At 73.9% G+C, this 12,921-nt stretch carries 13 protein-coding genes; 6 read left to right on the top strand and 7 right to left on the bottom strand.

Features of this window, described 5'->3' with window-relative positions; translation table 11 throughout:
• The 3 genes from KBX37_RS30860 to KBX37_RS30850 form a co-directional block, all read right to left on the bottom strand.
• The coding region (locus KBX37_RS30860; protein WP_210779388.1) for an AMP-binding protein at positions 1 to 2,570 on the bottom strand (2,570 nt) is incomplete at its 3' end.
• A gap of 330 nt (positions 2,571 to 2,900) precedes the next feature.
• On the bottom strand, positions 2,901 to 3,311 hold the full coding sequence (locus KBX37_RS30855; protein WP_210779387.1) for a DUF2267 domain-containing protein: 411 nt from the start codon (positions 3,309 to 3,311) through the stop codon (positions 2,901 to 2,903).
• A 235-nt stretch (positions 3,312 to 3,546) separates the two neighbouring features.
• Positions 3,547 to 3,945 (bottom strand): NUDIX domain-containing protein, encoded by a 399-nt coding sequence (locus KBX37_RS30850; RefSeq protein ID WP_210779386.1) that lies wholly within the window; start codon positions 3,943 to 3,945, stop codon positions 3,547 to 3,549.
• Positions 3,946 to 4,065: 120 nt separating this feature from the next.
• On the opposite strand from KBX37_RS30850, the gene KBX37_RS30845 reads away from it, so the two are divergent.
• Positions 4,066 to 4,566 (top strand): hypothetical protein, encoded by a 501-nt coding sequence (locus tag KBX37_RS30845; protein WP_210779385.1) that lies wholly within the window; start codon positions 4,066 to 4,068, stop codon positions 4,564 to 4,566.
• Here the strand turns inward: KBX37_RS30845 and KBX37_RS30840 are convergent.
• The 3 genes from KBX37_RS30840 to KBX37_RS30830 form a co-directional block, all read right to left on the bottom strand.
• The gene (locus KBX37_RS30840) at positions 4,470 to 5,774 is read right to left on the bottom strand and encodes a hypothetical protein (RefSeq protein ID WP_210779389.1); all 1,305 of its coding nucleotides are present in this window, start codon (positions 5,772 to 5,774) and stop codon (positions 4,470 to 4,472) included. The two genes, KBX37_RS30845 and KBX37_RS30840, sit on opposite strands and share 97 nt — an antisense overlap.
• A 119-nt stretch (positions 5,775 to 5,893) precedes the next feature.
• Positions 5,894 to 6,712, bottom strand: coding sequence for a sugar phosphate isomerase/epimerase family protein (locus tag KBX37_RS30835; RefSeq protein ID WP_210779384.1), 819 nt, complete (start codon positions 6,710 to 6,712; stop codon positions 5,894 to 5,896).
• A complete protein-coding gene (locus KBX37_RS30830) occupies positions 6,712 to 7,749 on the bottom strand; it encodes a zinc-binding alcohol dehydrogenase (RefSeq protein ID WP_210779383.1) in 1,038 nt (345 codons plus the stop codon). The genes KBX37_RS30835 and KBX37_RS30830 overlap by 1 nt, the downstream gene beginning before the upstream one ends.
• Positions 7,750 to 7,865: 116 nt before the next feature.
• Between KBX37_RS30830 and KBX37_RS30825 the strand changes: the two genes are divergently transcribed.
• The 5 genes from KBX37_RS30825 to KBX37_RS30805 all read left to right on the top strand — a co-directional run bounded on the left by KBX37_RS30825 (position 7,866) and on the right by KBX37_RS30805 (position 12,569).
• A complete protein-coding gene (locus KBX37_RS30825; protein ID WP_210779382.1) occupies positions 7,866 to 9,260 on the top strand; it encodes an ABC transporter substrate-binding protein in 1,395 nt (464 codons plus the stop codon).
• Positions 9,257 to 10,216, top strand: a complete 960-nt coding sequence (locus KBX37_RS30820) for a carbohydrate ABC transporter permease (RefSeq protein ID WP_210779381.1) — start codon at positions 9,257 to 9,259, stop codon at positions 10,214 to 10,216. Before KBX37_RS30825 ends, KBX37_RS30820 begins: the two co-directional genes overlap by 4 nt.
• A complete protein-coding gene (locus KBX37_RS30815; RefSeq protein WP_210779380.1) occupies positions 10,216 to 11,082 on the top strand; it encodes a carbohydrate ABC transporter permease in 867 nt (288 codons plus the stop codon). Before KBX37_RS30820 ends, KBX37_RS30815 begins: the two co-directional genes overlap by 1 nt.
• A 226-nt stretch (positions 11,083 to 11,308) precedes the next feature.
• Complete coding sequence (locus tag KBX37_RS30810; protein ID WP_210779379.1) at positions 11,309 to 11,923, top strand: methyltransferase domain-containing protein; 615 nt, start codon at positions 11,309 to 11,311, stop codon at positions 11,921 to 11,923.
• Positions 11,924 to 11,963: 40 nt separating this feature from the next.
• Positions 11,964 to 12,569 (top strand): bifunctional 2-polyprenyl-6-hydroxyphenol methylase/3-demethylubiquinol 3-O-methyltransferase UbiG, encoded by a 606-nt coding sequence (locus tag KBX37_RS30805; protein ID WP_210779378.1) that lies wholly within the window; start codon positions 11,964 to 11,966, stop codon positions 12,567 to 12,569.
• 125 nt (positions 12,570 to 12,694) lie between these two features.
• On the opposite strand, the gene KBX37_RS30800 is transcribed toward KBX37_RS30805, so the two are convergent.
• The coding region (locus KBX37_RS30800) for a type VII secretion protein EccB (protein WP_210779377.1) at positions 12,695 to 12,921 on the bottom strand (227 nt) is incomplete at its 5' end.

The raw sequence follows: 12,921 nt of genomic DNA, 5'->3' as shown, positions 1-12,921 counted from the left end.
GAGTAGATCCGGTCGCCGTCGGCCTGGGCGTCGGCGAGGCGGCGCAGCGCGACCACCCCGACCCCGGAGCCGAAGCCGGCCCCGTCGGCGGCCTCGTCGAAGGCCCGGCAGCGGCCGTCGGGTGAGGCGAGGCCGCCGGGAGTGTGCCGGTAGCGGGGCCAGGTGACGTTGACGCCGCCGGCGAGGGCGAGGTCGCACTGGTAGTCGGCGAGGCTCTGCGCGGCGAGGCAGACCGCGACCAGCGAGCTGGAGCAGGCGCTCTGCACGGCGACCGCCGGCCCGGTCAGCCCCAGCCGGTACGCCACCTGGCCGGGCAGGTGGTCGGTGAACTGCCGCCCGATCAGCCGGGCCTCCCAGTCGTCCGGGTCCACGTCGCCCACCACCACCGGGTTGTCGAGCAGGTGGAACAGGAAGTACCGGTTGGCCGAGGTGGCCGAGTAGACCCCGACCAGCCCGGGGAACCGGGTCGGGTCGTGCCCGGCGTCCTCCAGCGCCTCCCACGCGGTCTCCAGGAAGAGCCGGTGCTGCGGGTCGGTGCGGGCGGCCTCCTGTTCGCCCATCGCGAAGAACTCGGCGTCGAAGTCGGCGACGCCGTCGAGCCGGCCGGCGGCCCGGACGTGCCGTGGGTCGGCGCGCAGGCCGGGCCCGATGCCCAGGGCGGCCAGCTCGGCGTCGCTGTGGTCGTGGATCGAGTCGACCCCGGCGCAGAGGTTCCACCAGAAGGTGGCCAGGTCGGGGGCGCCCGGGACCCGCCCGGCGAGCCCGACCACGGCGATCTCGTCGCCGGCGTACTCGCGGGCGGCGACGGTCGGCGCGGCCGGGGTGGGCAGGCTCGGCGCGGGAGCGGGTGCGGCCGGCCGGTCGGCGGTGGCCGCCGCGTCGAGCAGCCGGGCCTGCGCCGCGACGGTGGGGTGGGCGAAGAGCCGCACCATCGGCAGCGCCACCCCGAACCGCTCGGCGAGGCGCTGCTGCACCTGGCCGAGGAGCAGGGACTGGCCGCCCGCGTCGAAGAAGCTCTCCTGCCGGCCGACCGCGTCGCGGCCGAGCACCGCGCACCAGATGTCGTGCACCGCCCGCTCGGTCTCGGTGGTCGGGGCCTGCCCGGCCGGGACGTCCCGGGGCGGGTCGGGCAGCGCCCGCTCGTCGACCTTGCCGGTGACGGTGAGCGGGAAGGCGTCGAGCGCGACCACCGCGCGGGGCAGGGCGTACTCCGGCAGCCGCCGGGCGAGGGCGGCGCGCAGGGCCGCCGGGTCGAGGGGCCCGCCGGCGGGCGTCGCGTACGCCAGCAGCTCGCCGTCGCGGGCGACGGCCCGGACGGCGGCGACGCCGGGCTGGGCGGCGAGGACCGCCTCGATCTCGGTCAGCTCGACCCGGAACCCGCGCACCTTCACCTGCCGGTCGAGCCGGCCGAGGCAGACCAGCTCGCCGCCGGGCAGCCGCGCGCCAAGGTCCCCGGTGCGGTACGCCCGGGTGACCCCGTCCTCCTCGACGGTGAACCGGTCGCTGTCCTGGCCGAGGTAGCCCGGGGCGAGGTGCCGGCTGCGCACCACGATCTCGCCGGTGTCCCGGTGCAGCGACAGCTCGTACCCGGGCAGCGGGGTGCCGATCGGCAGCGGCCCGGTGGTGGTCGGGTCGGCGTCGGCGAACGGCAGCGTGTGCCGGGCGGCGAAGGTCATCTCGGTGGCGCCGTAGCCGTTGACCAGGAGACAGCCCGGCGCGAACCGGTCCCGGCCGCGCGCGGCGTCGGCATGGGTGGCCTGCTCGCCGCCGAGCAGCACCACCCGCACCGAGTCGAGCCGGCACGCGCCGAGGGTGTCGAGCAGGAACCGGTACACGGTCGGGGTGGAGTGGTAGACGGTCACCCGGTGCCGGGCCAGCTGGTCGGCGGCGTGGGCCAGGCCGTGCCGGCGCAGGTCCACCGGGACGACGGCGGCGCCGGTGAGCAGGGCCGGGTACAGGTCGGGGATGGCGGCGTCGAAGCTGAACGAGGCGAGCAGGCTGAGCCGGTCGTCCGGGCCGAGGGCGAGATCGCGGATCTGGTTGTCCACGACGTGCGCGAGGTTGCGGTGGGTCTGCGCGAGGGCCTTGGGCGTGCCGGTGGAGCCGGAGGTGAACAGCACGTACGCCGGCGCGTCCGGGTCAACCGGCACGGGACGCAGCGGGGCGGGCCCGACCCCGTCGAGGACGATCACGGGGGTGCCGGGCCGGTCGGCGCAGAGCCGCTCGGCCAGTTCCCGGTGCGCGGCGGCGCAGGCGACGGCGCGCACCTCGGCGGCGGCGAGCAGGTGCCGCAGCCGCGCGTCGGGGAACCCCGGGTCCACCGGCACGTACACGCAGCCGGCGGCGAGGGCGCCGAGGACGGCGGCGACGGTGGGCGCGCCGTGCCCGGTGAGCAGGGCGACCCGGTCGCCGGCGCGCAGGCCCGCGGCGGCGAGCGCGGCGGCGTGGCCACCGGCGCTGCCGGCCAGCTCGGCGTAGTCGACCTCGTGGGTCTCGCCCAGGATCGCCGGCCGGTCGGGATGGGCGGCAGCGACGTCCACGAAACGCTGGATGATCATTGGTTGCGCCATCTCAGGGAGTTGACTCGACTCCACTGTGGACAGGCGCGCAGGTATCGACAATTGTGATCATGATCCCCCCCAGGACTTCACAATGGAGCCAGAATAGGGCTCGATGCCTCCTGGAACAGGCCATTGACCGGAGTCAGCCCGAAGGGTCCACGACGCCTCGGTGATCGGCCGTGGAAATTCGGCCGATCATCCCCCTAGCGCGGAGAGGAGTTTCAGCCTAAGGGTATTTGCGCGAGCAAATTTCCGGTGAAAGAGGTCGCAAGCCGGGGATCTTTCACCCGGACGGCTCCCTTAACGGCAGCTCAGACGGGGTGCGCAGTGGCGGCGACGTCACTCATCGTACGGCCGCGGTGGCGCTGGATCGACGTCCCTGGTGAAACTTTTCGGCAACTGCGCCACCAGGTCCTGGAACTCGCCGACCGTGACCGCCTCGCGCAGGGTGGCGAAGACCGCCCGGACCCCGACCTGGGCGGTGGCCGGCTCGACGCCGGCCCGATCGGCCACCCGGCGCAGGAACTCGACCGGTCCGAAGGTCTCCGCCGCGCCCGGCGTGGTCTCCGGCCGCGGCCCGGCCAGGTATGCGCTGAGCTCGTCCGGGAGCTGGGCGCTCAGGTCCTCGACCTCGCCGGCCTGGACCCGCTCGGCCACCGTGACCAGCACGGCGCGGGCGATCGCGGCGGCCCGCTCCGGCGGCAACTCCGCCCGCCGGGCGACCGCGTCGACGAAGAGGGGAAAGCGCACCCGGTCCTCCTCTCGTTCCGCCGATCGGCCGTACCTCCGACCCGGCGTCCCGGGTCGCCCGTCGGAAATCCGACCCTCGGCGGCCGTCCCGCCCGGTCGGGAATCCGACCGCGGTTACCCGCCCCGGCGGGGCGCAAACGGCCGCCGCACCCGACCGGTTCCGGCGCGGCTCGCGGACGAGCGGGAAACCGCCCGCCCCAACGTCGCACTCGTGGGGCGGCACCCGCGAGGTCGCTCAGGCCAGCAGGGCCCGCCGGCGCAGGTCGTCGAAGATGATCCGGTCGACCGGGGAGACCCGGTCCCGGTCGGCGTACCCGAGCCAGGCGACCTCCTCGATCTCGTGGTCCGGCCGGGGCTCGCCGTGGTGCTCGGCGGTGTAGCAGGTCATCCGCACCAGCGTGCCCGCCGAGTGGCCGTGGGCCTGGGCGGTGAACGTGCCGACGTGCACGGCCGTCGCCGGGTCGATCACCACACCCAGCTCCTCGGCGATCTCGCGGGTGAGCGTCTCCCGGTCGGTCTCGCCGGGCTCGCGCTTGCCCCCGGGCAGGTACCAGACGTCCTTTCCCCGGGAGCGGGTGCTGAGGATCCGGCCGTGCGCGATCCGGATCCAGGCGATCTTGTCGATGGCGTCCATGTGCGGTCCTCCGGTTCGCGGGCACTCACTGTAGACGGCGTCCCCGACGCGGCGGGTTTGGCGGTGGGGCCCGGCGGGGCATTCGGACCGCACGGCCTGCTCCCGGAAGGAGGGGCGCGAATGGGCTGGTGGCGCGACCAGTCGAGGCGGCGGAAGCCGCCGGAGAACGTGGCCGAACTCCTGACCAGCACGGGACCGTTCCGGGTCGCCGGCGAACAGGTGGAGCTCGGCGACCGGGAGACCGTCCGGCGGTGGCTGCGCGAGCTCGATCCCGACCTGGGGCAGCAGGTCTTCGTGCACCGCCCCTGGGGAACCGTCGCCGCGGTCAGCGACCACCGCGATCCGGTGGCCGTGGTGATGTCGGACGCCGAGGGACGCCCGTGGGCGGCCTACGTCCCCGGCGCGGACCACCGCGAACACCTCACACCCGAGCAGGTCGAGTCGGTGATGCTGGCGGCGCTCACCTCGGACGGCCCCCGGCCGGCCCCGACTGGCGGCGACTGGACTGACGGGTCGGGTGCCGCTCATCCCTCGGCGAGGGTGTCGAGCAGCAGCGACGCCGTCCAGCTGAACGCCGCCGAGCCGAGCCCCGCCGCGGTGTCCGGGTGGAAGTACTCGTGACAGCCGCCGGTGGCGACCAGCGCCAGCATCGACTCGCGCAGCCCGGCGGCCAGGTCCGGCCGGTGGTGCGCCCGCAGCCCGCGCCAGAGCAGCCAGTTGGTGTTCATCCAACTGGGGCCGCGCCAGTAGCGCAGTGGCTCGAAGTCCGGCGCGGTGCGGTCGTGGGTGGGCAGCGGACGCGGCATGCGCGGGGCCAGGCCGAACCGCGCCGAGCACGCCTCGGTCAGCACCGCCCGCACCTGGCGCCCCGGCAGGTCGGGCAGGATCAGCGGCATCAGCCCCAGCACGGTACGGGCCGGGATCAGCCGGTCGGTGCGCAGGTCGCGCGGGTGGAAGGTGCCGGTGACCGGGTCGTGGAGCCGGCGCACCACGGCCTCGGTGATCCGGGCCGCGCGGTCGCGGTGCGGACCGGGATCGGCCCCGACCACGGCGGCGATCCGAGCCAGGGCGTGCTCCGCCGCGCCCAGCGCCGCGTTGAACAGCGGGCACTCCACCAGGAACGGATGCCACCCGGCCAGCGCCTGGTCGCTGTAGCGACGGTCGCGGTAGCGACGGTCGCGGTAGGAGGCGACGATCGCGACGTACCGCGCGTAGTCCAGGTCCGTGGGGCGGTGCGCGGCGTCGGCGTGCGCGGTGTCGTGCCGACGGTACGCCCGCATGACGGCGGCGTCGGCCGCCACCGCCGCCATCGGCGCGTCCCAGGCCGGGCTGTTGTCCAGGCCGGACTCCCAGGGGTGCACGATGGCCGCCAGACCGGCCCCGCCGACGTCCCGCCGGCCGGTGAGGTAACGCTGCTGGGCGACCAGCCTCGGGTACAGCCAGCGCAGCGCCTGGGCCGACGCCTCGGACGGGGCGCGGCGGTGCACCAGCCAGGCCGCCTGGGCGTGCACCGGCGGCTGGACGATGCCGGAGGTGGCGGCGGCCGGGGCGCCCTCGGCGGCGGCGGAGCCCCAGAACTCCGGCCCGGGGAAGTACGAGCCCACCCGCAGCGCCGGGTTGAAGACGATGTGCGGCACCCGCCCGTCGGCCCACTGGGCGGCGAACAGCGTGCGCAGCTCCCGCCAGGCCCGGTCGGGGCGGACGTGGGCCAGCCCGATCGCGATGAACGCCGAGTCCCAGCTCCACTGGTGCGGGTAGAGGGTGCGCGAGGGCACCGTGTGGTCGTGTTCCCAGTTGGCGTCGAGGGTGGCGATGGCCAGCCGGCGCAGGTCGGCGAGGTGCCCGGCGGGCGCCGGACGGGCCGGCGCGCCGGCCCTCGGGGCGGGGCCGCCGTCCGGGTCTTCGGCGGGGGGCGCGCCGAGGCCGGACGGGCCGGCGGCACCGGTGCTCACGCCGCCGCCTGCCGGGGCTGGGCGTGCCGGAGCACGGTCGCCGCCTGTTGCAGCGCCCGGACCGGGTCGCCGCGCAGCCGGCACTCCAGCGCCAGCCAGCCCGGGTAGCCGATGTCGCGCAGCGTGCGCAGCAGCGCCGGCCAGTCCAGGTGCCCGGCGCCGGGCTGGAACCGGTTGGAGTCGCTGACCTGCACGTGCCCCAGGTACGGCGCGGCGGCGCGCAGGGCGGCATGCACGTCGTCCTCCTCGATGTTCATGTGGAAGGTGTCGGCGACCACCCGCACCGAGGGCAGGCCGACGGCGGCGCAGAGCGCGACCGCCTCGTCGAGCCGGTTGACCATGTGGTCCTCGTACCGGTTGAGCGGTTCGAGGAAGAGGGTGACGCCCTCGGCGCGGGCGTGCTCGCCGAGGTCACCCAGGGCGTCGACGAGCACCTGCCGGTCGCCACCGGGCGGGCGGGGCGGTTCGAACGGGGGCAGCCGGCGGGAGAACATTCCCCACGCGGCGGGGGTCATCGCGCCGATTCCGCCGAGTTCGGCGATCACGGTGAGCTGGGAGCGCAGGTTGGCGACCGCGTCGCGGGAGCGCGCCGGGTCGAAGTCGCCGATGAAGTGGTCCATCTCCACGCAGACGGTGGGCATGACCACCCCCTCGGCGCGGGCCCGGCGCAGCTCCGGCAGCCGGCGGGCGAGGGCGAGGTCGCCCCGGCCGCGCAGCTCGATGCCCTGGTAGCCGAGGGCGGTGGCGAGGGCGAACTTCTGGGGCAGGCTGGTGCCCGGGAGCAGTTGCTCCTGGCAGGCGAGCGGGATCGACATCAGAACTCCAGCACGACTTGTAGGACGTCACCGGCACCGCGGTCGAGCAACGCGAGCGCGTCGGCCACCGCGCGGGCGTCCACGACGTGGCTCACCAGCGGCAGCGGGTCGACGCTGCCCTCGGCCACCAGGTCCATGAAGGTGTGGGCGATGCGGGCACCGGACCACCGGCCGGCCAGGCCGGGCGCCGGGGCGGGCCCGGAGACCTGGGCCGCCACCAGCTGGATCCGGTTGTGGTGGAACTCCTCGCCGAGGCCGAGCCCGTCGGCCTGGCCCTGGTAGAAGCCGCCCGCCACGACGCGGCCGGCGTGGGTGGTGGCGCGGATCGCCTCGTGCAGCGCCGGGTACGCCCCGGACAGCTCCAGGCAGACGTCCGCGCCCCGGCCGGCGGTGGCCTCGCGCAGCACCGCGGCGGCGGAGTCGACACCGGCGTCGACGATGCGCCGGGCCCCGAGGCGGGCGGCCCGTTCCAGCCGGGCGGGCACCCGGTCGACGGCGACCACCCGGGCCCCGGAGAGGCTGGCCAGCCGGGTGGCGAGCAGCCCGATGACGCCCTGCCCGAAGATCCCGACCCAGTCGCCGAGGTGCAGGTCCCCGGCGAGGACGGCGGTCAGCGCGATGGCGCCGGGGCGGGCGAAGACGCCGGCGAGCGGGTTGAGCCCGGGGGCGAGCGGGTTGACCGCGCCGGCCGGGAGGACGGCCTCGGCCCGGTGTCCCCAGATGCCCCAGACGAGCTGGCCGGGATGTCGGTCGGCCACGTCGTCGGCGACCTCGACGACCTCGCCGACCTCCTCGTAGCCGAACCCGACCAGCGGGTACGGCACGGGGGTCTGCCGGGGGACGAACATCCGGCTGGCGTCGTCCCAGTCCTTGCTGAGCCGGGGGTTGCTCCCCCGGAACAGGGTGAGCTCGGTGCCGGCGGAGATGCCGGAATAGCAGGTGCGGACCCGGACCTGGCCCGGGCCGAGCGGATCGGTGGGGCAGGGCTCGAGGCTCACGCGCCGCGGCCCGGCCAGCGAGACAACCCAGTTGCCCATGGCGCTACTCCCGGGACGTACCGGGCTCAATCTTAACAAAAAATCGTTATATGTCTTGTGATTGATCAATCCAGCACGTTGAATCCCTCATGTACCCTTCGAGAGGAGTGCCACAGATGTCATCCCCTCCGATGCGGATGCTGGCCGCCACCCTGATCCTCGCAGTAACCGGGGCGAGCCTGCTGGCCTGCAGCGACGACGAGTCGAAAAGCGACAGTTCCGAAATAACCGTCTGGAGCCTGGAGGACGTGGCCGACCGGGTCACCGCCACCAAGGCGATCATCGCCGACTACACCGCCAAGACCGGCGTGAAGGTCAATCTGGTCACCGTCAACGAGGACCAGTTCCCCTCCCTCATCGCCTCCAGCGCCGCCGCCGGGGAGCTGCCCGACGTCGTCGGGTCGGTGTCACTCGCCGGCATCCGGACCCTGGCCGGCAACGAGCTGCTGCATCCCGACGCCAACAAGGAGATCGTCGACAAACTGGGGCGGGACACCTTCTCGCCACGAGCCCTGGAGCTGACCTCCGACGACGGGAAGCAGCTCTCGGTACCCAGCGACGGGTGGGGGCAGCTGCTGGTCTACCGCAAGGACCTCTTCGACGCCGCCGGGCTGCCCGCCCCCGACACGTACGAGAAGATCACCGCCGCGGCGGCGAAGCTGAACACCGGCGGGGTCGCCGGTATCACGGCGGCCACCGCCCCGGGCGACGTCTTCACCCAGCAGACCTTCGAGCACCTGGCCCTGGCCAACAACTGTCAGCTCACCGACGACTCCGGCGCGGTCAAGCTGGACTCCCCCGAATGCGTCGAGGCGTTCCGCTTCTACGGCGACCTGATGCGCAACCACTCCGTCAAGGGCGCGCAGGACGTGGACACCACCCGGGCCACCTACTTCGCCGGCAAGGCCGCCATGCTGATCTGGTCGCCGTTCATCCTCGATGAGCTGGCCGGACTGCGCAACGACGCCAAGCCGACCTGTCCCCAGTGCGCGAAGGATCCGAACTGGCTGGCGAAGAACAGCGGCTTCGTCACCGCCATCAAGGGCCCGAACGGCGCGGAGCCGGCCCAGTACGGCGAAATCAGCTCCTGGGCGGTGCTGGACGAGGCCGCCGCCGACCCGGCGAAGTCCTTCGTGGAGTACCTGCTCTCCGACGGCTACCCGCGCTGGTTCGGCATGTCCCCCGAGGGGCGCTTCCCGGTCCGCAAGGGCACCGCCGACGACAAGGAGAAGTTCCTCACCGCCTGGAACACCAGCCAGGCCGGCGTGGACGCGAAGAAGCCACTGTCCGAGGTGTACGGCGCCGAGGTGCTGACCGGCCTGCGCACGAGCCCGGACACCTTCCAGCGCTGGGGCCTGACCCAGGGCCAGGGCAAACTGGTCGGCGCGATCCTGGGCGAACTGCCCGTACCCAAGGCCCTCGCGGACGTCGTCGGCGGCAAGAGCGACGCCGGCGCGGCGGCCGCCCGGGCGAAGAAGGACGTGGAGGCGATCAAGGCGGGCGTCAATTGACGACGGCTCCGCCGGAGACCGGCCGCTCCCCCGCCCGGGAGCGGCCCGGCCCCGGCCGCCGACGCCCGCTCACGCTGCGTCGCCGGGAGTCGCGCGCCGGGCTCGCACTGGTGGCGCCGACCCTGCTCGTCGTGGTCGCGGTGATCGGCATCCCGATCGTCTGGACGGTGGTGCTGGCCTTCCAACGGGTACGCCTGGCCACCCTGCGCAAGACCGGGCTCTTCGGTGAGCTGACGCTGAGCAACTTCGACCGGGTGCTGAATACGCCGGGCTTCGCCGACACGCTCTGGACCACGGTGCTCTACAGCCTCGGCGGCACCGCCGGGTCGATCGCGCTCGGCCTGGTCGCCGCGCTGGTGGTCCGCCGGCCGTTCCGGGGCCGGACGCTGGTCCGGGCCTCGATGCTGCTGCCGTACGTGGCGCCGGTGGTCGCGGTGGCCTTCGTCTGGCAGGTGATGCTCGACCCGCAGCTCGGCATCGTCAACGACTGGGGGCAGCGGTTCCTCGGCTGGGACGCCCCGATCCCCTTCCTGTCCCAGGACTCGACCGCCCTGGCCACGGTGATCGCGTTCGAGGCGTGGCGCTACTTCCCGTTCGCGTTCCTGTTCCTGCTGGCCCGGCTCCAGGCCGTCCCCGGCGAGCTGGAGGAGGCGGCCCGGGTGGACGGGGCCACCCCGACCCAGCGGTTCCGACACATCCTGCTGCCCCAGCTGATGCCGGTGATCGCCCTGCTGGGGGTGCTGCGGTTCATCATGACGTTCAACAAGTTCGACGACGTCTACCTGCTCACCGGCGGCTCCGCCGGCACCGAGGTGGTCAGCGTCCGGGTCTACCAGTTCCTCACCGCGCGGACCGACATCGGGGCGGCGGCGGCGCAGGCCGTCGTGCTGGCCGTGGTGCTGATCGTCTTCGTCGCGATCTACCTGCGCTTCTTCGCCGGACGCAGGGAGGCGTGATGGACCGCGACCGGATCGAGACCGTCTCGCTGCGCTGGCTGCGCCGGCTGGTGGTCACCGCGTTCCTGCTGGTCACCCTGCTGCCGTTCTGGTACATGCTGGTGCTCTCGGTACGCCCCATCGAACGGCTGCTGCTCGACCCCGGCTCGCTGTGGGTGCCGCTGGGCGAGCTCACCGTGGCCACGTACACCGAGGTGTTGAAGGCCGCCGAGGACGGCGGCCAGGGTTTCCTCACCTTCATCCGCAACAGCGGCCTGGTCGCCCTGGCCGCGACGCTGCTGACGCTGCTGGTGGCGATCCCCGGCGCGTACGCCGTCTCCCGGTTGCGGTTCTTCGGCCGTCGCCAGGTCAATGTCGTGTTCCTGGCCGTCTACCTGTTCCCGTCGATCGTCATCGCCATCCCGCTCTTCGTGGTCTTCACCCGGGCCGGGCTGCGCGGGTCCCTGTTCGGGCTGGTGCTGGTCTACATCTCGCAGACCCTGCCGGTCTCGGTCTACATGCTGAAGAACTACTTCGAGACCATCCCGATCAGCCTGGAGGAGTCCGCGGCGATCGACGGGGCGGGCCGACTCGGCATCATCCGCCGGATCAGCCTGCCCCTGGCCGCCCCGTCGATCATGGCGGTCGCGCTCTACGACTTCATGATCGCCTGGAACGAGTTCCTCTTCGCGCTGCTCTTCCTGGTCGACAAGCCCGACCGGTGGACGGTGTCGCTGGGGCTCTCCCTGCTCGCCGACGGCGTCGAGGTGCCCAAGACCGTGCTGATGGCCGGGTCGGTGATCCTCACCCTGCCCATCGTGATCCTCTTCTTCGCCAGTGAGCGGTTGCTCACCGAGGGTCTCACCGCCGGTGCGGAGAAGGGCTGACCACCCGCCCACGGACGGTGGCCGACCTCCGGTCACCGTCCGTGGACACCGCGGACACGCCTCGAAACACCTGGTAGATCATCGTGCCGAACGGCCACGTCGTCCGTAGCATCGTTCGAAAACCCGCCCCGGCGGGTACGGGGGAAGCCGACGGAACGCCCTGCGCGTACCGCCGGTAGGTGCGCGAGCACCGCATCCGTATCCGCGACAGGCAAAGGGGCCGGCGATGGGTCGAGCACGGCAGGACGCTCCAACGGGCACTCAGGGTGAGGACTACACCCGCCGGCTGCAACGCCTGGGTGGCGCGCGCTGGAAGCAGCTGCTCGACGTGCAGGCGCCGTACCGGTGGAACCTGCGGCGGCTCGGCCTGGGCCGTACCCTCGACGTGGGCTGCGGGCTCGGCCGCAACCTCGCCAACCTCGGCGACGGCGCCGTCGGGGTCGACCACAACGCCACGTCGATCGCGCACGCCCGGGCCGCCGGGCACGAGGCGTACACCGTCGAGGAGTTCTTCCGCTCCGAGCACGCCCGCCCGGACGCCTTCGACTCGCTGCTCGCCGCCCACCTGCTGGAGCACCTCCCCGCCGGGCAGGCGCTGGAGGTGGTCTCCTCGTACCTGCCGTTCGTCCGCTCCGGCGGCACGGCCGTCTTCATCACCCCGCAGGAGCGCGGGTACGCCAGCGACGCGAGCCACGTCCGGTTCGTCGGTTTCGCCGAGGCGGCCGAGGCCGCCCGCGACCTCGGCATGACCGTGCTGCGGCAGTACTCGTTCCCCTTCCCCCGGGCGCTCGGCAAGCTCTTCACCTACAACGAGTTCGTCACCGTCGCCCGGCTGCCCTGACCGCCGGGCCGCCCCGCCGGGCGCCGGTTACCGTGGCGGCATGACCAACCCGACCCGCTGGGCGACCGAGACCGGCCCCGGACACTCGCAGTGGTACATCGACCGGTTCCGCAAGCTCGCCGCCGAGGGCGCCGACCTCGCCGGCGAGGCGCGCCTGGTGGACGCCATGGTCGCGCCCGGCTCGCGGATCCTGGACGCCGGCTGCGGCACCGGCCGGGTCGGCGCCGCGCTGGCCGCCCGCGGTCACCGGGTGGTCGGGGTGGACGCCGACCCGGCGCTGGTCGAGGCCGCCCGCGCCGACCATCCCGGCCCGTGCTGGCTGGTCGGCGACCTCGCCGCACTGGACCTGGCCGCGGCCGGCGAGCCGGAGCCCTTCGACGCCGCCGTGGTGGCGGGCAACGTGATGGCGTTCGTCGCTCCGGGCACCGAACGGGACGTGCTGGCCCGGATCGCCGCGCACCTGCGCCCCGACGGCGTGGTGCTGGTCGGCTTCGGCACCGACCGGGGCTACCGGCTGGCGGACTTCGACGGTGACGCCGTCTCCGCCGGGCTGCGCCCCGAGCACCGCTTCGCCACCTGGGACCTGCGTCCGTGGCGCGACGACGCCGACTTCGCGGTCAGTGTGCTCCGCCGCCCCGCGCCCTGACCGCCCGCCGTCCTGCCCGGCGCCCCGCGCCGTGATGGCGCCGCGACCGCCCGCCGCTAACCGTTTTGACCTGCGCCGCGGCGCCCTAGCCCCGGCACGGCGGCGACCCATGGCCCGGGCCCGGGTCAGGCGGGGGCGGCCACCGCCCGCGCGGCGGCGGGGTCGAGCGGGCTGCCGGCGGGCACCAGGCTGACGAGGCCGGCGGGCAGCCGCACCGGCCGCACGTCGCCGTAGCCGAGCATGCCCAGCACCTCGGTGCCGGCCAGCACGTACCGCCGGCCCAGGTCGGTGACGACGGAGACCGCGCCGCCGGTCGCTCCGGGCGCGGCGACGGACTCCACCACCGCGCCCC

This window comes from Micromonospora sp. U56, assembly GCF_018070095.1.
GTDB lineage: Bacteria > Actinomycetota > Actinomycetes > Mycobacteriales > Micromonosporaceae > Micromonospora > Micromonospora purpureochromogenes.
This window is presented reverse-complemented; position numbering and strand designations above follow the sequence as displayed.